Annotated in this window: 24 protein-coding genes; 21 read left to right on the forward strand and 3 right to left on the reverse strand. The window is 72.1% G+C overall.

All coding sequences use genetic code 11. The features are described 5' to 3' along the window. Window positions 1–119: 119 nt before the first annotated feature. Complete coding sequence (locus ACZ4U1_RS28960; protein ID WP_467907098.1) at window positions 120–1,697, reverse strand: oxidoreductase; 1,578 nt, start codon at window positions 1,695–1,697, stop codon at window positions 120–122. Window positions 1,698–1,896: 199 nt separating this feature from the next. Here ACZ4U1_RS28960 and hisD point away from each other — a divergent pair, with 199 nt between their 5' ends. The 10 genes from hisD (at window position 1,897) to ACZ4U1_RS29010 (ending at window position 9,637) form a co-directional block, all read left to right on the forward strand. After that, window positions 1,897–3,222, forward strand: coding sequence for a histidinol dehydrogenase (gene hisD, locus ACZ4U1_RS28965; RefSeq protein ID WP_467907099.1), 1,326 nt, complete (start codon window positions 1,897–1,899; stop codon window positions 3,220–3,222). After that, entirely contained in the window at window positions 3,219–4,328 is a 1,110-nt protein-coding gene (locus ACZ4U1_RS28970) for a histidinol-phosphate transaminase (protein ID WP_467907100.1), read from the forward strand. The genes hisD and ACZ4U1_RS28970 overlap by 4 nt, the downstream gene beginning before the upstream one ends. Next, window positions 4,325–4,918 carry an imidazoleglycerol-phosphate dehydratase HisB gene (gene hisB / locus ACZ4U1_RS28975; RefSeq protein WP_030783530.1) on the forward strand — a complete coding sequence of 198 codons (594 nt, stop codon included), beginning with the start codon at window positions 4,325–4,327 and terminating at the stop codon, window positions 4,916–4,918. Before ACZ4U1_RS28970 ends, hisB begins: the two co-directional genes overlap by 4 nt. Window positions 4,919–4,922: 4 nt before the next feature. Next, window positions 4,923–5,087, forward strand: coding sequence for a hypothetical protein (locus tag ACZ4U1_RS28980; RefSeq protein ID WP_189303816.1), 165 nt, complete (start codon window positions 4,923–4,925; stop codon window positions 5,085–5,087). Continuing rightward, window positions 5,078–5,722: an imidazole glycerol phosphate synthase subunit HisH gene (gene hisH / locus ACZ4U1_RS28985; protein WP_467907101.1), complete on the forward strand. Its 645-nt coding sequence runs from the start codon at window positions 5,078–5,080 to the stop codon at window positions 5,720–5,722. The genes ACZ4U1_RS28980 and hisH overlap by 10 nt, the downstream gene beginning before the upstream one ends. Before the next feature lie 3 nt (window positions 5,723–5,725). After that, entirely contained in the window at window positions 5,726–6,451 is a 726-nt protein-coding gene (gene priA, locus ACZ4U1_RS28990; RefSeq protein WP_467907102.1) for a bifunctional 1-(5-phosphoribosyl)-5-((5-phosphoribosylamino)methylideneamino)imidazole-4-carboxamide isomerase/phosphoribosylanthranilate isomerase PriA, read from the forward strand. After that, the gene (locus ACZ4U1_RS28995; protein ID WP_467907103.1) at window positions 6,448–6,840 is read left to right on the forward strand and encodes a RidA family protein; all 393 of its coding nucleotides are present in this window, start codon (window positions 6,448–6,450) and stop codon (window positions 6,838–6,840) included. The genes priA and ACZ4U1_RS28995 overlap by 4 nt, the downstream gene beginning before the upstream one ends. 6 nt (window positions 6,841–6,846) lie before the next feature. Then, window positions 6,847–7,602, forward strand: coding sequence for an imidazole glycerol phosphate synthase subunit HisF (gene hisF, locus ACZ4U1_RS29000; RefSeq protein WP_467907104.1), 756 nt, complete (start codon window positions 6,847–6,849; stop codon window positions 7,600–7,602). A 116-nt stretch (window positions 7,603–7,718) separates the two neighbouring features. Beyond that, window positions 7,719–8,306, forward strand: a complete 588-nt coding sequence (locus tag ACZ4U1_RS29005) for an ArsR/SmtB family transcription factor (RefSeq protein WP_467907105.1) — start codon at window positions 7,719–7,721, stop codon at window positions 8,304–8,306. Window positions 8,307–8,398: 92 nt separating this feature from the next. Then, the gene (locus ACZ4U1_RS29010; protein WP_467907106.1) at window positions 8,399–9,637 is read left to right on the forward strand and encodes an MFS transporter; all 1,239 of its coding nucleotides are present in this window, start codon (window positions 8,399–8,401) and stop codon (window positions 9,635–9,637) included. 6 nt (window positions 9,638–9,643) lie between these two features. Here the strand turns inward: ACZ4U1_RS29010 and ACZ4U1_RS29015 are convergent, their stop codons facing one another. Both ACZ4U1_RS29015 and ACZ4U1_RS29020 read right to left on the reverse strand, forming a co-directional pair. Then, complete coding sequence (locus tag ACZ4U1_RS29015; RefSeq protein ID WP_467907107.1) at window positions 9,644–10,042, reverse strand: VOC family protein; 399 nt, start codon at window positions 10,040–10,042, stop codon at window positions 9,644–9,646. A gap of 10 nt (window positions 10,043–10,052) precedes the next feature. Further along, the gene (locus tag ACZ4U1_RS29020) at window positions 10,053–10,688 is read right to left on the reverse strand and encodes a TIGR03085 family metal-binding protein (RefSeq protein WP_467907108.1); all 636 of its coding nucleotides are present in this window, start codon (window positions 10,686–10,688) and stop codon (window positions 10,053–10,055) included. Window positions 10,689–10,771: 83 nt separating this feature from the next. Here ACZ4U1_RS29020 and hisI point away from each other — a divergent pair, with 83 nt between their 5' ends. From hisI to lgt, 11 genes are all read left to right on the forward strand, one after another. After that, a complete protein-coding gene (gene hisI, locus ACZ4U1_RS29025) occupies window positions 10,772–11,173 on the forward strand; it encodes a phosphoribosyl-AMP cyclohydrolase (protein WP_467907109.1) in 402 nt (133 codons plus the stop codon). A gap of 11 nt (window positions 11,174–11,184) precedes the next feature. Further along, window positions 11,185–12,663, forward strand: a complete 1,479-nt coding sequence (locus ACZ4U1_RS29030) for an anthranilate synthase component I (protein ID WP_467907110.1) — start codon at window positions 11,185–11,187, stop codon at window positions 12,661–12,663. Window positions 12,664–12,715: 52 nt separating this feature from the next. Continuing rightward, the gene (locus ACZ4U1_RS29035; RefSeq protein ID WP_467907111.1) at window positions 12,716–13,354 is read left to right on the forward strand and encodes a TIGR02234 family membrane protein; all 639 of its coding nucleotides are present in this window, start codon (window positions 12,716–12,718) and stop codon (window positions 13,352–13,354) included. Window positions 13,355–13,469: 115 nt separating this feature from the next. After that, window positions 13,470–13,727: an HGxxPAAW family protein gene (locus tag ACZ4U1_RS29040; RefSeq protein ID WP_467907112.1), complete on the forward strand. Its 258-nt coding sequence runs from the start codon at window positions 13,470–13,472 to the stop codon at window positions 13,725–13,727. Window positions 13,728–13,835: 108 nt separating this feature from the next. Beyond that, window positions 13,836–14,267 (forward strand): DUF2752 domain-containing protein, encoded by a 432-nt coding sequence (locus ACZ4U1_RS29045; protein ID WP_467907113.1) that lies wholly within the window; start codon window positions 13,836–13,838, stop codon window positions 14,265–14,267. Window positions 14,268–14,401: 134 nt separating this feature from the next. After that, window positions 14,402–15,211, forward strand: a complete 810-nt coding sequence (gene trpC / locus ACZ4U1_RS29050) for an indole-3-glycerol phosphate synthase TrpC (protein ID WP_467907114.1) — start codon at window positions 14,402–14,404, stop codon at window positions 15,209–15,211. A gap of 21 nt (window positions 15,212–15,232) precedes the next feature. Continuing rightward, on the forward strand, window positions 15,233–15,403 hold the full coding sequence (gene trpM / locus ACZ4U1_RS29055) for a tryptophan biosynthesis modulator TrpM (RefSeq protein ID WP_467907115.1): 171 nt from the start codon (window positions 15,233–15,235) through the stop codon (window positions 15,401–15,403). A 134-nt stretch (window positions 15,404–15,537) separates the two neighbouring features. Then, complete coding sequence (gene trpB / locus ACZ4U1_RS29060; RefSeq protein ID WP_467907116.1) at window positions 15,538–16,821, forward strand: tryptophan synthase subunit beta; 1,284 nt, start codon at window positions 15,538–15,540, stop codon at window positions 16,819–16,821. Then, window positions 16,818–17,636, forward strand: a complete 819-nt coding sequence (trpA, locus tag ACZ4U1_RS29065) for a tryptophan synthase subunit alpha (RefSeq protein ID WP_467907117.1) — start codon at window positions 16,818–16,820, stop codon at window positions 17,634–17,636. The genes trpB and trpA overlap by 4 nt, the downstream gene beginning before the upstream one ends. 120 nt (window positions 17,637–17,756) lie before the next feature. After that, the gene (locus ACZ4U1_RS29070) at window positions 17,757–18,539 is read left to right on the forward strand and encodes a DsbA family protein (RefSeq protein ID WP_467907118.1); all 783 of its coding nucleotides are present in this window, start codon (window positions 17,757–17,759) and stop codon (window positions 18,537–18,539) included. 82 nt (window positions 18,540–18,621) lie between these two features. Beyond that, window positions 18,622–19,569 (forward strand): prolipoprotein diacylglyceryl transferase, encoded by a 948-nt coding sequence (gene lgt, locus ACZ4U1_RS29075; RefSeq protein ID WP_467907119.1) that lies wholly within the window; start codon window positions 18,622–18,624, stop codon window positions 19,567–19,569. Window positions 19,570–19,642 lie beyond the last annotated feature (73 nt).

Below are 19,642 nucleotides of genomic sequence, written 5' to 3' on the forward strand. Positions count from 1 at the left end.
CCCCGTCACCCCGCCGCGGCAGCACGCGTCAGCTCCGCCGCAGCAGTCGCGTCACTCCGCCCGGGCAGCCGCTGTCAGTTGTGCCGCAGCAGTCGCGTCACTCCCCCGGGCGACCGCCGTCAGCTCCGCCGCAGCAACCTGGTCGCCCCCGCCGCCACCGTCGTCGCCAGGATCCAGCCGAGCAGGATCAGCACCGTCGCCAGCCACTGCCAGCCGCCGCTCAGCTGCCACTGGCCGGCCTGGCCCAGGTCGATCACCGGCAGCAGCAGGTCCAGCGTGAACAGCGCCGGGCTCCAGACCGGATGGCCGCCGGAGTTCAGCGGCGGATGGTCCGCGTGCGCGAACGCCAGCGTGCCCGCCGCCCACAGCACCGCCATCCACACCAGGGCCCGGCCCGGGCGGTAGCCGTAGGCGACCGCCAGGTCCTGGACGTACCCCCAGAACTTGGCGGCCAGCGGCAGCGTCTCGCGCCGCCGGCGCTGCTTGGCGAGCAGCACCTCGCGAGCGTCCTCGTCCTCCCCGGCGGCGCGCAGCACCGAGGCCAGCCGCTCGTACGGCTCCGGCGCGTACTCGGCGGTGGCCGCCGCCACCCAGTCCAGGCGCTCGGTCAGCGGGAACGGGCCCTGCGGCACCAGGGCCTCGTAGGTGAACCCGCCCATGTGCAGCCGGCCCGCGTCCGGCCAGCTGCTCGCCCGGTCCACCAGGTTCACCACCCGCGCACCGGACAGCACCACCTTGCCGTGCTGCGGCTTGTCCCCGAGGAAGCGCAGCTCCGGCGTCTGCACCCGGCGCAGCGACAGCTCCTGGTCGTCGGTGAGGGCGAACCGGGCCCGCTCCAGGTCGACGGCGTCCCCGAACCGGCCGTCGTCCAGGCGCACCCCGCCCCGGCAGTCGAACCGCTGGATACGCGTCCCGCGCGCGGGCGTCGTGCCGCTCAGCAGAGGGCTGCCCACCCCGGCCGGGGTCAGGTACAGGGTGCGCTCGACCGTCAGCTGGGGGGCGTTCAGGGCGAAGCGGGCGTAAGGGTTGGCGAGCTTCGCGCCGCGCAGGCTGAGCGAGACGCCGATCTGGGCGCCGCGCAGGCTGAACTCGCCGTGCGACTCCAGCATCTCCGCCTGGAGGTCCTGGCCGACGGTCAGGCCGTCCGCCGCGATCGACCGCCCGCTGCGGTCGCGGTGCGCGATCACCTGGTTGAGCAGCAGATCGGTGCCGATGTGCGCGTCCGTCAGCCGGACCCCGCTGCGGAACCGGCAGCGCGGCAGATGCAGGTCGCCCTCGGTGTGCACGCGGGCCGCCTCCAGGCGCGGCACCGAGCAGTCCACCAGCCGTACGGTCGTGAACCGGGCCTCCGGCAGCCGCACCTCCTCGTCGAAGCGGCAGCCGGTCAGCTCGACGTACGGCGTGACCTGGCCGCCCGCCAGGTCCAGCGCGCCGGTGATCCGCACCCCGACGAGCTTCAGCGCGGACACCCGGCCGGCCAGCGCCGGCGGGCCGTCCAGCAGCAGCCAGCAGACGATGCGGGCCCGCACGGTCCGCTCGGGACCCCAGGGCTGCCCGCCGTGCGGATCGTCCACCACGAAGTCCCCGCGGCTGAGGTCGTACACGCTGCCGTTGCGGAAGGCCTGCCACATGCCCGCCTCGGTCGCGGTCAGGTCGTCCGGCAGGTCCCCGGTGCGGATGCCGGCACCCTCGGTCACCGTTCTCCTCTCCCGGTTCAGTGGGTTTCAGTGGTTTTCGTACAGCCGTTCATGCCCGCTGCGTGACCCCCGGAACACCACACGTGAAGGTGATCTTCCGCGTTCCGGCCAGCCTATGTACCACCCGTTGGCCCACGTTCTGTATCAGCCATTGATACGCGCGGACGGCTCCCGACACCGGTCTGAGAGAATTGGGACTGTGATTTCCCGAATCGATCTGCGCGGCGACGCCCTTCCCGAGGGCCCCGCCCTGCGCGACCTGCTGCCCCGAGCCGACTTCGACGTTCAGGCCGCCCTGGAGAAGGTGCGCCCGATCTGCGAGGCCGTGCATCATCGCGGCGACGCGGCGCTGATCGACTTCGCCGAGAAGTTCGACGGAGTACGGCTGGAAACCGTCCGTGTCCCGGCCCAGGCGCTCACCGACGCGCTCGCCGGTCTCGACCCGGCCGTCCGCGCCGCCCTGGAGGAGTCCATCCGCCGCGCCCGGCTGGTCCACCGCGCGCAGCGCCGCACGACGCACACCACGCAGGTGGTGCCCGGCGGCTCGGTGACCGAGAAGTGGGTGCCGGTGCAGCGCGTCGGCCTCTACGCGCCGGGCGGCCGCTCGGTCTACCCGTCCTCCGTGGTGATGAACGTGGTCCCCGCCCAGGAGGCCGGGGTCGAGTCCATCGCGCTGGCCTCGCCGGCCCAGGCCGAGTTCGGCGGCCTGCCGCACCCGACGATCCTCGCCGCCTGCGCCCTGCTCGGCGTGGACGAGGTGTACGCCGCGGGCGGCGCCACCGCCGTCGCGATGTTCGCGTACGGCACCGAGTCCTGCCCGCCCGCGAACATGGTCACCGGCCCCGGCAACATCTGGGTCGCCGCCGCCAAGCGCTACTTCACCGGCAAGATCGGCATCGACGCTGAGGCCGGCCCGACCGAGATCGCGATCCTCGCGGACGCCGGCGCCGACCCGGTGCACGTCGCCGCCGACCTGATCAGCCAGGCCGAGCACGACCCGCTCGCGGCGGCCGTCCTCGTCACCGACTCCGTCGAGCTGGCGGAGGCGGTGGAGAAGGAGCTGCAGCCGCAGGTCGCGGCCACCAAGCACAGCGACGACCGGATCGTGCCCGCGCTCAAGGGCAGGCAGTCCGCGATCGTCCTCGTGGACGGCATCGAGGAGGGACTGAAGGTGGTCGACGCCTACGGCGCCGAGCACCTGGAGATCCAGACCGCCGACGCCGCCGCGGTCGCCGACCGGGTCAGGAACGCGGGCGCGGTCTTCATCGGCCCGTGGGCTCCCGTGTCGCTCGGCGACTACGCGGCCGGGTCCAACCACGTGCTGCCCACCGGCGGCTGCGCCTGCCACTCCTCGGGCCTGTCCGTCCAGTCCTTCCTGCGCGGCATCCACATCGTGGACTACACGAAGGACGCGCTCGCCGAGGTCGCCCACCACGTGGTGACGCTGGCGGAGGCGGAGGACCTGCCCGCGCACGGCGCGGCGATCAAGGCGAGGTTCGGTTGGAAGGTGCCTGAGAGCAAGTGAGCTTCGGAATCGACGATCTCCCCGTACGGGACGAGCTGCGCGGCAAGTCCCCCTACGGCGCGCCCCAGCTGGACGTCCCCGTACGGCTGAACACCAACGAGAACCCCTACCCGTTGCCCGAGCCGCTGGTCGAGCGGATCGCGGAGCGGGTGCGGGAGGCCGCCCGGAACCTGAACCGCTACCCCGACCGGGACGCGGTCCAGCTGCGCACCGAGCTGGCCAAGTACCTGACGAAGACCGGCAAGTACCCGCTCGGCATCGAGAACGTGTGGGCCGCCAACGGCTCCAACGAGGTCATCCAGCAGCTGCTGCAGACCTTCGGCGGACCGGGCCGTACGGCGATCGGCTTCGAGCCGTCGTACTCGATGCACGCGCTCATCGCGCGCGGTACGGGCACGGGCTGGATCCCGGGCCCGCGGAACGAGGACTTCACGATCGACCTCGCCGCGGCCGAGCGGGCCATCGCCGAGCACCGGCCCGATGTCGTCTTCATCACCACCCCCAACAACCCCACCGGCAACGCGGTTCCGCCCGAGACGGTCCTCGCGCTGTACGACGCGGCCCAGGCGGCCAAGCCGTCCATGGTCATCGTGGACGAGGCCTACATCGAGTTCAGCCACGGCGACTCGCTGCTGCCGCTGCTGGAGGGCCGGCCGAACCTGGTCGTCTCCCGCACCATGTCGAAGGCGTTCGGCGCCGCCGGCCTGCGCCTCGGCTATCTCGCCGCGCACCCCGCGGTCGTGGACGCCGTCCAGCTCGTACGGCTGCCGTACCACCTGTCGGCGATCACCCAGGCGACCGCGCTGGCCGCGCTGGAGCACACCGACACGCTGCTGGGCTACGTCGAGCAGCTGAAGGCCGAACGGGACCGGCTGGTCGCCGAGCTGCGCGCGATCGGCTACGAGGTCACCGAGTCCGACGCGAACTTCGTCCAGTTCGGCCGGTTCGCCAGCGCCCACGAGGCCTGGCAGAAGATCCTCGACCGGGGCGTCCTGGTCCGGGACAACGGCGTACCGGGGTGGCTGCGGGTGTCCGCCGGCACGCCGGAGGAGAACGACGCGTTCCTCGACGCGGTCCGTGAGTTGAAGAAGGAGCAGAGTTCATGAGCCGCGTTGGACGCGTGGAGCGCACCACCAAGGAGACCTCGGTGCTGGTCGAGATAGACCTCGACGGCACCGGCCGGACCGACATCGCCACCGGCGTCGGCTTCTACGACCACATGCTCGACCAGCTCGGCCGGCACGGTCTGTTCGACCTGACCGTGAAGACCGACGGCGACCTGCACATCGACTCCCACCACACCATCGAGGACACCGCCCTCGCCCTCGGCGCCGCCTTCAAGCAGGCCCTCGGCGACAAGGTGGGCATCTACCGCTTCGGCAACTGCACGGTCCCGCTGGACGAGTCGCTGGCGCAGGTGACGGTCGACCTGAGCGGCCGGCCCTACCTCGTGCACACCGAGCCCGAGAACATGGCGCCGATGATCGGCGAGTACGACACGACGATGACCCGGCACATCCTGGAGTCCTTCGTCGCCCAGGCGCAGATCGCGCTGCACGTGCACGTGCCGTACGGGCGCAACGCGCACCACATCGTGGAGTGCCAGTTCAAGGCGCTGGCCCGGGCCCTGCGTTACGCCTCCGAGCGCGACCCTCGCGCGGCCGGTATCCTCCCCTCCACGAAGGGCGCGCTGTAACCCCATGAACGGTCTGTCGACCCTCCTGATCGTCGTCGGCCTCTTCCTGGTCGGCGGCATCATCTCCTTCGTCAAGCAGAAGATGCCCACCAGCCTGATCGTGCTGCTCTCGATCGGCGCGGGCCTGTGCCTGGTGGCGGGCGTCATGCGGCTGGAGGTGTGGAATTGAGCACCAAGAAGGTCGTCGTCTTCGACTACGGCTTCGGCAACGTCCGCTCCGCCGAACGCGCCCTCGCGCGCGTGGGCGCCGACGTCGAGATCACGCGTGACTTCGACAAGGCGATGAACGCCGACGGTCTGCTCGTGCCGGGCGTCGGCGCGTTCGCCGCCTGCATGCAGGGTCTGCGCGCCGCCCGCGGCGACTGGGTCGTGGACCGCCGGCTGTCCGGCGGACGCCCGGTCATGGGCATCTGCGTCGGCATGCAGATCCTCTTCGCGCGCGGCATCGAGCACGGCGTGGAGGCCGAGGGCCTGGACGAGTGGCCCGGCACGGTCGAACCGCTCCAGGCCGACATCGTGCCCCACATGGGCTGGAACACCGTCGACGCCCCGGCCGGCTCCCAGCTGTTCGCCGGCCTGGACGCCGACGCCCGCTTCTACTTCGTGCACTCCTACGCCGTCCACGAGTGGCAGCTGGAGACCCACAACCCCGTGATCGAGGCCCCCAAGATCACCTGGTCGACGCACGGCAAGCCGTTCGTGGCCGCCGTGGAGAACGGCGCCCTGTGGGCCACCCAGTTCCACCCCGAGAAGTCCGGCGACGCCGGTGCCCAGCTCCTCACCAACTGGATCGGAACCCTGTAGACCATGGCCAAGCTCGAACTCCTCCCCGCCGTCGACGTCCGCGACGGCCAGGCCGTCCGCCTCGTGCACGGCGAGTCCGGGACCGAGACGTCCTACGGCTCCCCGCTGGAGGCCGCCCTCGCCTGGCAGCGCTCCGGCGCCGAGTGGCTGCACCTGGTCGACCTGGACGCCGCGTTCGGCACCGGCGACAACCGCGCCCTGATCGCCGAGGTCACCAAGGCGATGGACATCAAGGTGGAACTGTCCGGCGGCATCCGCGACGACGACACCCTGGCGGCCGCCCTCGCCACCGGCTGCACCCGGGTCAACCTCGGCACGGCCGCCCTGGAGACCCCCGAGTGGGTCGCCAAGGTCATCGCCGAGCACGGCGACAAGATCGCCGTCGGCCTGGACGTGCGCGGCACCACCCTGCGCGGCCGCGGCTGGACCCGCGACGGCGGCGACCTGTACGAGACGCTGGAGCGCCTCAACAAGGAGGGCTGCGCGCGGTACGTCGTCACCGACATCGCCAAGGACGGCACGCTGCAGGGCCCGAACCTGGAGCTGCTGCGCAATGTCTGTGCGGCGACGGACCGCCCGGTCGTGGCCTCCGGCGGCGTGTCGTCCCTGGACGACCTCCGCGCCATCGCCGACCTCGTCCCGCTCGGTGTCGAGGGGGCCATCGTCGGGAAGGCCCTGTACGCGAAGGCGTTCACCCTGGAAGAGGCCTTGGAGGCTGTGTCGTCATGAGCGATGCCGTGCGGCGTGTGCAGAACGGAAGTCCCTGGGAAGAGTCCTTCGGTTTCGCACGCGCCGTCGCGGCGGGCGACCGCGTCCTGGTGGCGGGCACGACGTCCTTCAAGGGCACCGTGCTGTACGGGGAGGGCGACCCCTACGAACAGGCCAAGGTGGCCTTCACCAGCGCGGTCGAGGCGATCGGCGAGTTCGGGCTCGGCATCGAGTCCGTGATCCGTACGAGGATGTACCTGACCCATGCGCGGGACGTGGACGCCGTCGGGCGGGCCCACAAGGAGCTGTTCGACACCGTCCGCCCGGCCTCGACCCTGCTGGTCGTGGAGGGCTTCGTCGATCCGCGCATCCTGGTCGAAGTAGAACTTGAAGCATTCAGAGGAGCCTGAGCAGTCATGACCCTGGCGGTCCGAGTCATCCCCTGCCTGGACGTGGACAACGGCCGGGTCGTCAAGGGCGTCAACTTCCAGAACCTTCGCGACGCGGGCGACCCCGTCGAGATGGCCAAGGTGTACGACGCCGAGGGCGCCGACGAGCTGACGTTCCTGGACATCACCGCGTCCTCCGGCAACCGGGAGACGACGTACGACGTGGTGCGCCGCACCGCCGAGCAGGTGTTCATCCCGCTGACCGTCGGCGGCGGTGTCCGCACGGCCGAGGACGTGGACAAGCTGCTGCGGGCGGGCGCCGACAAGGTGGGCGTGAACACCGCCGCGATCGCCCGCCCCGACCTGATCCGCGAGATCGCCGAGCGGTTCGGCCGCCAGGTCCTGGTCCTGTCGGTCGACGCCCGCCGCACCCCCGAGGGCACCTTCGAGGTCACCACCCACGGCGGCCGGCGCGGCACCGGCATCGACGCGGTGGAGTGGGCGCACCGGGCGGCCGAGCTGGGCGCGGGGGAGATTCTGCTGAACTCCATGGACGCGGACGGCACGAAGGACGGCTACGACCTGGAGATGATCGCGGCGGTCCGCAAGCACGTGACCGTCCCGGTGATCGCCTCCGGCGGCGCCGGCAAGCTCGCCGACTTCCCCCCGGCCGTCGAGGCGGGCGCGGACGCGGTCCTGGCCGCGTCGGTGTTCCACTTCGGCGACCTGAGGATCGGCGAGGTGAAGCAGACCCTGCGGGACGCCGGCCACCCCGTGAGGTGACCGCGTCACCTGAGACCCCGGCCGGGCGCGGCCGGGGTCTTTTCGCGTCCGGATGAGAAAGAAAAATTGCGCAAGGAATATTGTGCAGTTTCGCTTTCGTATCTAGGCTCCAGGGCATGGCACGTGAGGGGAACCGCCGGATCACCGACATCGGCACGCTCAAGGCGCTCGCCCATCCGCTGCGCATGAGGCTGTACCGCCTCCTGTTCGTCGCCGAGGCGGCCACCGCCTCACAGCTGGCCGAGCAGGTGGACGAGGCCGTCTCCCTCGTCAGCTACCACCTGCGCAAGCTGGCCGAGCACGGTCTGGTGGAAGAGGCCGAGGCGCGCAGTGCGGACGCGCGGGAGCGCTGGTGGCAGCCGTCGTCCGAGGGTGTCACCGTCCGCGACGCGGACTTCCAGGACGCCCCCGAGAAGGTGGCCGCGCACCTGGCTGCCTCGCGGCTGTTCCTGGAGCAGCGTGTCGAGATGTACCGCAGGTACCTGGACGAGCGTGCCCACTGGGGTCCCGAGTGGAATGCGGCGGCAGGCGACTCCGAGACCCTGCTGCGGCTCACCGCCGGTGAACTCGCCGCGCTGCAGAGGGACCTGACCGAGCTGCTCGAGCGGTACGACGAGCGGGGGCGAGCGCGGGAGGCGGCCGGGGACACCGAGGGCCGCGGGCATGTCGCGCTGCACGTGTACGGCTTCCCGTTCCGTGTGTGACCTCCGCGTCTGACCTCCGTGTCTGACCTCCGCGTCTGGCCTCCGTGTCTGACTTCCGTGTCTGACTTCCGCGTCTGAGAGGACACCCTCCCGTGACCGCCACGCTCGTGCCGCCGGCGACCGTGCAGGCCCACCGCGACCCCAACGTCCTGCGCTGGCTCGGTGCCTACACCTCCTCGATGCTCGGCGACAGCGTCTACTACCTCGCCCTGTCCTGGGCCGCCGTCCAGGCCGGCACCCCCGCTCAGGCCGGGCTGGTGATGGCGGCGAGCGCCCTGCCCAGGGCCCTGCTGATGCTCGGTGGCGGCGTGATCGCCGACCGGCTGGGACCGAGACGCGTGGTCATCGCCGGCGACGCCGTACGCTGCGCCGCCGTCCTCGCCGTCGCCGCCCTGCTGTTCCTCACCAGCCCCGGGCTGTGGCCGCTCGCCCTGCTGGCGGTGGTCTTCGGTGCCGTCGACGCCGTCTTCATGCCCGCCGTGGGCGCCCTCCCGGCCCGGATCACCGGCAAGGACCAGCTCGCCCGCGTCCAGGGCATGCGCGGCCTCGCCATCCGCTGCGCGAGCGTCGTGGGCGCCCCCCTCGGCGGCCTCGGCGTGGCCACCGGCGGCGCCCCGGCCGCGTTCACCCTCGCCGGGCTGCTCATCGCCGTCTCGGTGCCGCTGCTGGTGGCGGTGCGGGTGCGGGAACTGCCGAAGGACGGCGCCACCGGCACGACGGGGACCGCCTGGAGCGACCTCGCAGCCGGTCTGCGCTACGTCCGCCGGCACCGGGTCCTCGGCCCGCTCATGCTCGCCATCGCCCTCGGTGACCTCGGGTTCGTCGGGCCGCTGAACGTCGGTCTGACCCTGCTCGCCGACCGGCGTGGCTGGGGTGCCGCCGGGATGGGGTGGGTGCTGGCCGGGTTCGGGGCCGGGGCGGGGGCCGCCTCGTTGCTGTTGGCCGTCCGGGGGCGGTTGCCCCGGGCCGGGCTGGTCACCGGGTGCGCCGTCATCGCGGGGTCCGCGGCCATCGGCGCCCTCGCCTACGTGCCGGCCCTCGCGGCCGCCGTCGCCACCGCCGTGCTCGTCGGCCTGCTCACCGGGCTCAGCGGCGCGATGTGCGGGGCCCTGCTCCAGACCCAGGCCGACCCCGCCTACCTCGGCCGGGTCACCTCCGTCTCCAGCCTGGTCAGCCTCGGCCTCACCCCGCTGAGCATGCCGTTCGCCGCCGCGGCGATCGGGGCGTGGGGCCTCGGCCCGGTGTTCGTCGTCAGCGCGGCCGTCTGCGGACTCGGCGGGGTCGTCGCCCTCGCCGTACCGGGCCTGCGCCGCGCGGAACTCCCCGGCTGACCGCCGTCACTCCTTCGGCTGAACCAGCTGCACCAGGTTGCCCACCGTGTCGTCGAACACCGCCGCCAGCATCGGGCCCTGCTCCTGCGGCGGATGCGTGAACCGGACGCCGAGGCCGCTCAGCCGCTCGTACTCGCCCCGGATGTCGTCCACGGAGAAGACGATGCACGGCAGCCCCGCCTCGTGCAGCGCCCTGCGGTACGGCTCCGCGATCGGGCCCTGGCCCGGTTCCAGCAGCAGCTGCAGATCCGGCTGGGCGCCGTCCCGCGCCCCGACCGTCACGAAGAGCGTGCCGTCGCCGAGGTCCATGTGCGTGCGGGTCTCGAAGCCGAGGACCTCGGTGTAGAAGGCGTGCGCCTTCGGCACGTCGTCCACGTACACGCCGGTCATCGCCACCTTGATCATGCCGGTCCTCTCAGATGCCCAGCTGCTTCGACTCGTGCAGCCGGTCGATCGCCTCGGCGTCGCCGTCCAAATCCACCTTGGCCGCGCGCTGCCGGCCGTACGCGAACATCAGCAGCTCCGACGGCTCACCGGTCACCGTGACCACCGGCGTGCCCCGGTGCGCCACCGCCGTCTGGCCGTCCGGCCGGCGCAGCACCAGACCCGTCGGCACGCCCCGGCCCATCAGCCGCGCGGCGCGTTCCAGGCGGGACCACAGCGCGTCCTGGAAGACGGGGTCCAGCTCACGCGGAGTCCAGTCCGGCTGGGCACGGCGGACGTCCTCCGTGTGGACGTAGAACTCCACGATGTTGGCCGCCTCGTCGATCTGCTTGAGCTGGAAGGGCGAGAACCGCGGCGGGCCGGTACGGATCAGCTGGATCAGCTCCTCGTACGGCTTCGCGGTGTACTCGGCCATCACCTTCTCCAGGCGCGGCGCGAGCTGCTTGAGCAGTGTGCCCCCGGCCGCGTCCGGGCGGCGCTCGCGCACGACCACGTGCGCGGCCAGGTCCCGCGTGCGCCAGCCCTCGCAGAGGGTCTCGGCGTCCGGCCCGACGGTTTCCAAGAGGTCGGCGAGAAGAAGCCGTTCACGCTTGGCGAAGGTCGACATGCTGTCAGCCTACGACCACGTAAACATTCCGCCCAATGGACACAGCCCGGGCGATGTCAGTGCCGCGCGGCACAATGGCACCCATGACCAGTACGACCGGTGCACCCCGGCCCAGCAGCCTCGACCCGGAGATCGCCGCGCGGCTCAAGCGCAGCGCCGACGGGCTCCTCCCCGCCATCGCCCAGCAGTACGACACCGGCGAGGTGCTCATGCTCGGCTGGATGGACGACGAGGCGCTGCACCGGACGCTGACCACCGGCCGCTGCACCTACTGGTCGCGCAGCCGCCAGGAGTACTGGGTCAAGGGCGACACCTCCGGCCACTTCCAGCGGGTGAAGTCGGTCGCGCTGGACTGTGACGCCGACACCCTGCTGGTGAAGGTCGACCAGGTGGGCGCCGCCTGCCACACCGGCGCGCGCACCTGCTTCGACGCGGACGTGCTGCTCAAGGACGCCGGTTCCGGCGTACCCGGATCCGATCAGTAAGGTCAGCGGCCATGGAACTGGAGACCTTCCGCAAGCTGGCCACCGACCGGCGAGTCATCCCGGTCACGCGCAAGCTCCTCGCCGACGGCGACACCCCGGTCGCGCTCTACCGCAAGCTCGCCGCCGAGCGCCCCGGCACCTTCCTGCTGGAATCCGCGGAGAACGGCCGTTCCTGGTCGCGCTACTCCTTCGTCGGCGTCCGCAGCGCCGCCACGCTCACCGTGCGGGACGGCCAGGCCCACTGGCTGGGCGCCCCGCCCGTCGGCGTCCCCACGGACGGCGACCCCCTCCAGGCCCTGCGCGCCACCCTCCAGGCCCTGCACACCCCGCACCAGGAGGACCTGCCCCCCTTCACCGGCGGCATGGTCGGCTACCTGGGCTACGACATCGTCCGCCGCCTGGAGAAGATCGGCCCCGGCGAGCGCGACGACCTGGGGCTGCCCGAGCTGACCATGCTGCTGACCAGCGACCTCGCGGTGATGGACCACTGGGAGGGCTCGGTCCTGCTGATCGCCAACGCGATCAACCACAACGACCTGGACACCGGCGTCGACGAGGCGTACGCGGACGCCGTGGCCCGCCTGGACGCCATGGAGGCGGACCTGACCCGCCCGGTCGCCCAGCCCCCCGCCCACCTCCCGCCCTCCGAGCTGCCCGAGTACACCGCGCTGTGGGGCGGCCCGGACTTCCAGGTGGCCGTCGAGGACATCAAGGAGCGCATCCGCGCGGGCGAGGCCTTCCAGGTGGTGCCCTCCCAGCGCTTCGAGACCCCGTGCACGGCGAGCGCCCTGGACGTCTACCGGGTCCTCAGGGCGACCAACCCCTCCCCGTACATGTACCTGTTCCGTTTCGAGGGGTTCGACGTCGTCGGCTCCTCCCCCGAGGCCCTGGTGAAGGTCGAGGACGGGCGCGCGATGGTCCACCCCATCGCCGGCACCCGGCACCGCGGCGCCACCCCGCAGGAGGACCAGGCCCTCGCCGAGGAACTGCTCGCCGACCCCAAGGAGCGCGCCGAGCACCTGATGCTGGTCGACCTCGGCCGCAACGACCTCGGCCGGGTCTGCGAGCCCGGCTCGGTCGAGGTGGTCGACTTCATGTCCATCGAGCGCTACTCGCACGTGATGCACATCGTCTCCACCGTCACCGGCAGGGTGGCCCCCGGCCGCACGGCCTTCGACGTCCTCACCGCGTGCTTCCCGGCCGGCACCCTCTCCGGCGCCCCCAAGCCCCGCGCGATGCAGATCATCGACGAACTGGAGCCGTCCCGGCGCGGTCTGTACGGCGGCTGCGTCGGCTATCTCGACTTCGCCGGCGACTCCGACACCGCGATCGCCATCCGTACGGCCCTGCTCCGCGACGGCACCGCCTACGTCCAGGCGGGCGCCGGCGTCGTCGCCGACTCCGACCCGGTCGCGGAGGACCAGGAGTGCCGGAACAAGGCGGCCGCGGTCCTGCGGGCGGTGCACACGGCGAACCGCCTGGGGCGGTAGGGCGCTTCTCATACCAACCCCGGGTGACGGTTCGCCCGGGGTTCAGGCGATAGTGGAGTACGTGACTGCCGTACCTCACCCCCGTTCCGAAGCCGCCGCGACCGCCCGGTCCGGCCGGCGGAGCCTCGCCGTGGCCCTCCTGTGCGGTGCGCTCGGCGCGGCCGTGGCGCTGCTCGCGACCCGGCAGCGCTGGGCGGAGGGCACCGCGACGGTGGCCGGCGGCGCGTTCCCGCTGACCGCCAAGGGCAGCGATGTCACGGGCGTCCCCGCGGCCCTCGCCATAGTGGGCCTCGCCGCCCTCGTCGCCGTCTTCGCCGTCCGCCGCGCCGGCCGGCTCCTCGTCTCCGGGCTGCTGGCGCTCTCCGGCGCCGGGATCGCCGCCGCCGCCCTGGTGGCCGCCGCCGACGGCTCCGCCCTGGACGAGCAGGCCGCCAAGGCCAGCGGCGACACCTCCGCCACCGTCGACGCGCTCACCCACACCGGCTGGCCCTACGTCGCGGCCGTCGGCGGCCTGCTGATCCTGCTCGCCGGACTGCTCGCCCTGCGCTACGGCAGCCTGTGGCCCGCGATGTCCGGACGCTACGAACGCGGCACCGCCCGCCCGCGGCGCGGCGCCCGCCCGGCCGACCCGGAGCGGCCCGAGGAGATCTGGAAGGCCCTGGACCGGGGCGAGGACCCGACGGGCGCCTGAACCCGGATGTGGTGAACCAGACGCCACCCCCGCGTCCGGCACACGCACGCGTACGGGACAATGGACGGCGAGCGTCCGGCTCGTACGACACACAGACAGCAACGAGGAGCAAGTCATGGCGGGCAGCAGCCACGGTCACACCCCGGCCGCCTGGACCGGTGTCATCATCGCCTTCATCGGTTTCTGCGTCGCGGGTGCCTTCATGGTGATGGCCCAGCCCGTCGGCTTCTGGGCCGGCATGGCTCTCACCCTCCTCGGCGGTGTGGTCGGCGGCATCATGCGCGCCATGGGCCTCGGCCAGCCGAAGCAGGCCCGCGCCCTGCCGCACACCGCGCCCGCCGCGAAGCGCGAGCCGGTGGCCGCGGAGAGCTGAGTCCCGGGTTTCCGCGAGGGGCGGTCCGGCATCCGAAGGGGTGCTGCGGACCGCCCCTCGCGTTTGCCCCGTGAGGCAGGGTCGTGATCGGCGGGGGAGAATGCCCGCGTGAACGTCCACAGCCGACCGGCCGCCGCCCTCGTCCCCGTCTGGCGGCGCATCGCCGTGCCGGTGGGGCTGCTCGCGGCCGTGGCGGGGGCCTTCGGCTACGTGGGGGCCGTGGACCCGAACGAACCCGGCCACTACCCCGTCTGCCCCCTCTTCCAGCTCACCGGGCTGTACTGCCCGGGCTGCGGGGGCCTGCGCAGCGCGCACGCCTTCGTGCACGGTGATCTGCTCGGCGCGCTGCGCGACAACGCGCTCGGTGTGCTGGCCTACCTGGGCTTCGGCGTGCTGTGGACCTTCTGGACGGCCCGCGCGGCACGCGGCCGGCCGGTGCGGATCGGGCTCGGAACGGCACAGCTGTGGGCCCTCGGCGCACTGCTGCTGGTGTTCACCGTCGTGCGTAACCTGCCGTTCGGTGGCTGGCTCCACCCTTGATCGAACAGCGAATGTCCAGGTAGTGGGACCGGCATCCGCTGGATGCGAAGCCTCGGCGTTCCTGCGGATACCATCGCATTGACCACGGGTTTTCAGAACCTGAAGGAACCACCGTCTGGAAGGGGGCCGCTCGCGTGAGTGTGCTCGACGAGATCATCGACGGAGTCCGTGCCGACCTCGCGGAGCGGCAGGCACGCGTCACCCTCGACGAGCTCAAGGAGCGTGCGGCGAAGGCCCCCGCCGCCAAGGACGGGGTGGCCGCACTCAAGGGCGACGGCGTCAAGGTGATCTGCGAGGTCAAGCGCTCCAGCCCCTCCAAGGGCGCGCTGGCCGCGATCGCCGACCCGGCCGGACTCGCCGCGGACTACGAGGCGGGCGGCGCGGCCGTCATCTCCGTCCTCACCGAACAGCGCCGCTTCGGCGGTTCGCTCGCCGACCTGGAGGCCGTCCGCGCGCGCGTGGACATCCCCGTCCTGCGCAAGGACTTCATCGTCACGTCGTACCAGCTCTGGGAGGCCCGGGCGTACGGCGCCGACCTCGCGCTGCTGATCGTGGCCGCCCTGGACCAGCCGGCCCTGGAGTCGCTGATCGAGCGGGCGGTGTCCATCGGCCTTACCCCGCTGGTCGAGGTGCACGACGAGGACGAGGTCGAGCGGGCGGTGGACGCCGGCGCCAAGATCATCGGCGTCAACGCGCGCAACCTGAAGACGCTGGAGGTCGACCGCGGGACGTTCGAGCGGGTCGCCCCGGAGATCCCGGACCACCTCGTCAAGGTCGCCGAGTCCGGCGTCCGCGGCCCGCACGACCTGATCGCCTACGCCAACGCCGGCGCCGACGCGGTGCTGGTCGGCGAGTCCCTGGTGACCGGCCGCGACCCGAAGGCGGCGGTCGCCGATCTGGTGGCCGCGGGCGAACATCCGGCTTTGCGCCACGGGCGGGGCTGAACCTCGGTAGGCTGACCGACGATGACGACTCACACCCTCCCGGCCAGGGACCCGTACGCCCGCCTCGCGCGCGGCTGCCGGCCCCGTGGCTGCCGCGCGCCCGCGAGGCGTGTGCACGGGCGACGGGTGCGGTACGTCATCGGTGACGAACCCGGGCAGGTGAACGGCCGTCGATGGCAGCGCGCCCTGTAGGGGCGCGGGCCTCCGTCCGACCAGCGGCTGCCGCCGCGTGCGCGCGACACGCCACGCTCGGCCGGCAGCCGACAGACAACCCGAGCCCCCACGGCGATTAGTTCTCCCAAGACCACTCACCGTGAGGTTTCCGCATGCCCAGCGACTACTTCATCCCTGACCCCGAGGGTCACATCCCCAGCGCCGAGGGCTACTTCGGCGCGTTCGGCGGCAAGTTCATCCCGGAGGCCCTCGTCGCCGCCGTGGACGAGGTCGCCGTCGAGTACGACAAGGCCAAGAACGACCCCGAGTTCGCCCGCGAGCTCGACGACCTGCTGGTGAACTACACCGGCCGCCCGTCGGCGCTGACCGAAGTCCCCCGTTTCGCCGCGGAGGCGGGCGGCGCCCGCGTGTTCCTCAAGCGCGAGGACCTCAACCACACCGGCTCCCACAAGATCAACAACGTGCTCGGCCAGGCCCTGCTCACCAAGCGCATGGGCAAGACGCGGGTCATCGCCGAGACCGGCGCGGGCCAGCACGGGGTCGCGACGGCCACCGCCTGCGCGCTGTTCGGCCTCGACTGCACCATCTACATGGGCGAGGTCGACACCCGGCGCCAGGCCCTCAACGTCGCCCGGATGCGCATGCTCGGCGCCGAGGTGGTCGCCGTGAAGTCCGGCAGCCGCACCCTCAAGGACGCCATCAACGAGGCGTTCCGGGACTGGGTCGCCAACGTCGACCACACCCACTACCTGTTCGGTACGGTCGCCGGCCCGCACCCCTTCCCGGCCATGGTCCGCGACTTCCACCGGGTCATCGGCGTCGAGGCCCGCCGCCAGCTCCTGGAGCGCGCCGGCCGCCTCCCGGACGCCGCCATCGCCTGCGTCGGCGGCGGCTCCAACGCCATCGGCCTCTTCCACGCCTTCATCCCCGACACGGACGTCCGCCTCATCGGCTGCGAGCCCGCCGGTCACGGCGTCGAGACCGGCGAGCACGCGGCCACCCTCACCGCCGGCGAGCCCGGCATCCTGCACGGCTCCCGGTCGTACGTCCTGCAGGACGACGAGGGCCAGATCACCGAGCCGTACTCGATCTCGGCCGGTCTGGACTACCCGGGGATCGGCCCCGAGCACTCCTACCTCAAGGACAGCGGTCGCGCCGAGTACCGCGCGGTCACCGACGACGCCGCCATGCAGGCCCTGCGCCTGCTGTCGCGGACCGAGGGCATCATCCCGGCCATCGAGAGCGCCCACGCGCTGGCCGGCGCCCTGGAGGTCGGCAGGGAGCTGGGCAAGGACGGCCTGATCGTCGTCAACCTGTCCGGCCGCGGCGACAAGGACATGGACACCGCCGCCCGCTACTTCGGCCTGTACGACACCGACGCCGAGGTGGCCGCCAACGCAGCCGACACCGCCGAGATCGAGGGGGACGCCAAGTGAGCGGGACCATCCAGCTGCTGACCGACACCCTCGCCGCCGCCAAGTCCGAGGGACGCTCGGCGCTCATCGCCTACCTCCCGGCCGGCTTCCCCACCGTGGACGGCGGCATCGACGCGATCAAGGCCGTCTTGGACGGCGGCGCCGACATCGTCGAGGTGGGCCTGCCGCACAGCGACCCGGTCCTCGACGGCCCGGTCATCCAGACCGCCGACGACATCGCTCTGCGGGGCGGTGTGAAGATCGCCGACGTCATGCGTACGGTCCGGGAGGCGTACGAGGCCACCGGGAAGCCGGTGCTCGTCATGACCTACTGGAACCCCATCGACCGCTACGGCGTCGAGCGCTTCACCGCCGAGCTGGCCGAGGCGGGCGGCGCGGGCTGCATCCTGCCCGACCTGCCGGTGCAGGAGTCGGCGCTGTGGCGGGAGCACGCCGAGAAGCACGGCCTGGCGACGGTCTTCGTCGTGGCGCCGAGCAGCAAGGACGAGCGGCTCGCCGAGATCACCGCGGCGGGCAGCGGCTTCGTCTACGCGGCCTCGCTGATGGGCGTCACCGGCACCCGTGAGTCGGTCGGCGAGCAGGCCCAGGACCTGGTCCGGCGCACCCGCGGCACGGGCACCGGACTGCCCGTCTGCGTCGGACTCGGCGTCTCCAACCAGGCCCAGGCCGCCGAGGTCGCCGGCTTCGCCGACGGCGTGATCGTCGGTTCGGCGTTCGTGAAGCGGATGCTGGACGCACCGGACCACGCCTCCGGTGTCGCGGCGGTCCGCGAGCTGGCCGGGGAACTGGCGAAGGGCGTGCGCGGACAGGCGTGACAGGTCGAGCGGACGGGCGTCACCGTCTGCGAATGTCCCGTTTCGGATGATTCGGTCACTCGAACGGGTGGACCTCGGGCCGGGGAGGCGCGCTGCGCCTCCCCGGTTCGTTCTGGGGGTGTGAGCGAGAAGAACCGTGACGGAAAGCGCACCGCCCGGGAGCGGCTGGCGGTCGAGCGCGAGAAGCAGAAGGCCGCGGAGAAGCGACGGCGTGCGCTGATCGTGGGCGCGAGCGTCGTCTGCGTCCTGGGCCTCGCGGCGGTGATCGGCGTGCTCGCCGCGAACGCCGGCAAGGACAGCAAGGACAAGGAGAGCAGCGCCGGCCCGGCCGTGGCACCCTCGGGCGCGCAGGGCAAGGACAGCCTTGCCATCCCGGTCGGCAAGGACGGTGCCAAGTCGACGCTCACCGTCTGGGAGGACTTCCGCTGCCCGGCCTGCCAGGCCTTCGAGGTGGCGTACCGCCCGACACTCCATGAGCTGGCCGACGCCGGCAAGCTCAGAATCGAGTACCACCTGGTCCGGCTCATCGACGGCAACCTCGGCGGCAGCGGCTCGCTGCGCGCCGCCAACGCCGCGGCGTGCGCCCAGGACGCCGGAAAGTTCCGCGACTACCACGACGTGCTGTACGCGAACCAGCCCCAGGAGGCCGACGACGCCTTCGCGGACAACGACAAGCTGATCGAGCTGGCCGGCAAGGTGAAGGGGCTGGACACGCCCGCCTTCCGCAGATGTGTCAAGGACGGCACCCACGACAGCTGGGTGGACAAGTCCCACAAGGCCATGGCGACCGCCGGTTACAACAGCACGCCGACGGTCGTGTTCGGCGGCAAGAACATCTACCAGGACCGGACGATGACCCCGGCCAAGCTCAAGCAGATGGTGGAGGCCGCCGACCGAGGGTAAGCGTTTCTCACGCCCCCGTTATGGACCCGTAGCCGGGCTGCTTGCCGTCCCCACGGCCCGGCACGGTAGCGTCGGACCTGCCATGAACCTTGCCTATATCCCCAGCCCGTCGCACGGGGTGCAGTACCTCGGCCCCATCCCGCTGCGCGCCTACGCCTTCTGCATCATCATCGGCGTCTTCGTCGCCGTCTGGCTCGGCAACAAGCGCTGGATCGCCCGTGGTGGGCAGTCCGGCACAGTCGCCGACATCGCCGTCTGGGCCGTGCCGTTCGGCCTGGTCGGCGGCCGGCTCTACCACGTGATCACGGACTACGAGCTGTACTTCAGCGAGGGCCGTGACTGGGTGGACGCCTTCAAGGTGTGGGAGGGCGGCCTGGGCATCTGGGGCGCGATCGCCCTCGGCGCGCTCGGCGCGTGGATCGGCGCGCGGCGCCGGGGCGTGCCCATGCCCGCGTACGCCGACGCCGTCGCGCCCGGCATCGCGTTCGCGCAGGCCATCGGCCGCTGGGGCAACTGGTTCAACCAGGAGTTGTACGGCCGCGAGACGCATCTGCCCTGGGCGCTGCACATCACCTCCTCCGAGGGCGGCCGGGTCCCGGGCTACTACCACCCGACCTTCCTCTACGAGTCCCTGTGGTGCGTCGGCGTCGGCCTGCTGGTCATCTGGGCGGACCGCCGCTTCAAGCTGGGTCATGGCCGGGCGTTCGCCCTGTACGTCGCCGCGTACTGCGCGGGCCGCGGCTGGATCGAGTACATGCGGGTGGACGACGCCCACCACATCCTCGGCGTGCGCCTCAACGTCTGGACCGCGCTGGTCGTGTTCCTGCTCGCGGTGACGTACCTCGTCGTGTCGGCGAGGAAGCGGCCGGGCCGGGAAGCCGTGGTGGAGCCAGGTGCCTCCGGCGGTTCGGCGGACAGTGTCTCCGACGGTCCGGCCGAGGGTACGCGGGCCGTTGCCGAGGGCGAGGAGAAAGCCGGGGACCCCGAGGAGTCGCCGAAGGACGAGGCGGAGTCGGCCAAGAAGAGCTGACCGCCGGTTCCATGACACCGAGGGCGCCCGGCCGCGCGGCGGTAGCCGCACAGGGAAACGGCCGGGCGCCCTC

The organism is Streptomyces sp. NPDC028928, from assembly GCF_055564915.1.

Bases quoted from the DNA above. Each gene is read 5' to 3' on its own strand.
- hisF (WP_467907104.1), top strand. From the start codon at position 6,847: ATGACCCTGGCGGTCCGAGTCATCCCCTGCCTGGACGTGGACAACGGC.
- hisB (WP_030783530.1), top strand. From the start codon at position 4,325: ATGAGCCGCGTTGGACGCGTGGAGCGCACCACCAAGGAGACCTCGGTG.
- ACZ4U1_RS29020 (WP_467907108.1), bottom strand. From the start codon at position 10,688: ATGTCGACCTTCGCCAAGCGTGAACGGCTTCTTCTCGCCGACCTCTTG.
- ACZ4U1_RS28980 (WP_189303816.1), top strand. From the start codon at position 4,923: ATGAACGGTCTGTCGACCCTCCTGATCGTCGTCGGCCTCTTCCTGGTC.
- ACZ4U1_RS29040 (WP_467907112.1), top strand. From the start codon at position 13,470: ATGGCGGGCAGCAGCCACGGTCACACCCCGGCCGCCTGGACCGGTGTC.
- trpM (WP_467907115.1), top strand. From the start codon at position 15,233: ATGACGACTCACACCCTCCCGGCCAGGGACCCGTACGCCCGCCTCGCG.
- priA (WP_467907102.1), top strand. From the start codon at position 5,726: ATGGCCAAGCTCGAACTCCTCCCCGCCGTCGACGTCCGCGACGGCCAG.
- hisI (WP_467907109.1), top strand. From the start codon at position 10,772: ATGACCAGTACGACCGGTGCACCCCGGCCCAGCAGCCTCGACCCGGAG.
- ACZ4U1_RS29030 (WP_467907110.1), top strand. From the start codon at position 11,185: ATGGAACTGGAGACCTTCCGCAAGCTGGCCACCGACCGGCGAGTCATC.
- trpB (WP_467907116.1), top strand. From the start codon at position 15,538: ATGCCCAGCGACTACTTCATCCCTGACCCCGAGGGTCACATCCCCAGC.
- ACZ4U1_RS29015 (WP_467907107.1), bottom strand. From the start codon at position 10,042: ATGATCAAGGTGGCGATGACCGGCGTGTACGTGGACGACGTGCCGAAG.
- ACZ4U1_RS29005 (WP_467907105.1), top strand. From the start codon at position 7,719: ATGGCACGTGAGGGGAACCGCCGGATCACCGACATCGGCACGCTCAAG.
- lgt (WP_467907119.1), top strand. From the start codon at position 18,622: ATGAACCTTGCCTATATCCCCAGCCCGTCGCACGGGGTGCAGTACCTC.
- ACZ4U1_RS28995 (WP_467907103.1), top strand. From the start codon at position 6,448: ATGAGCGATGCCGTGCGGCGTGTGCAGAACGGAAGTCCCTGGGAAGAG.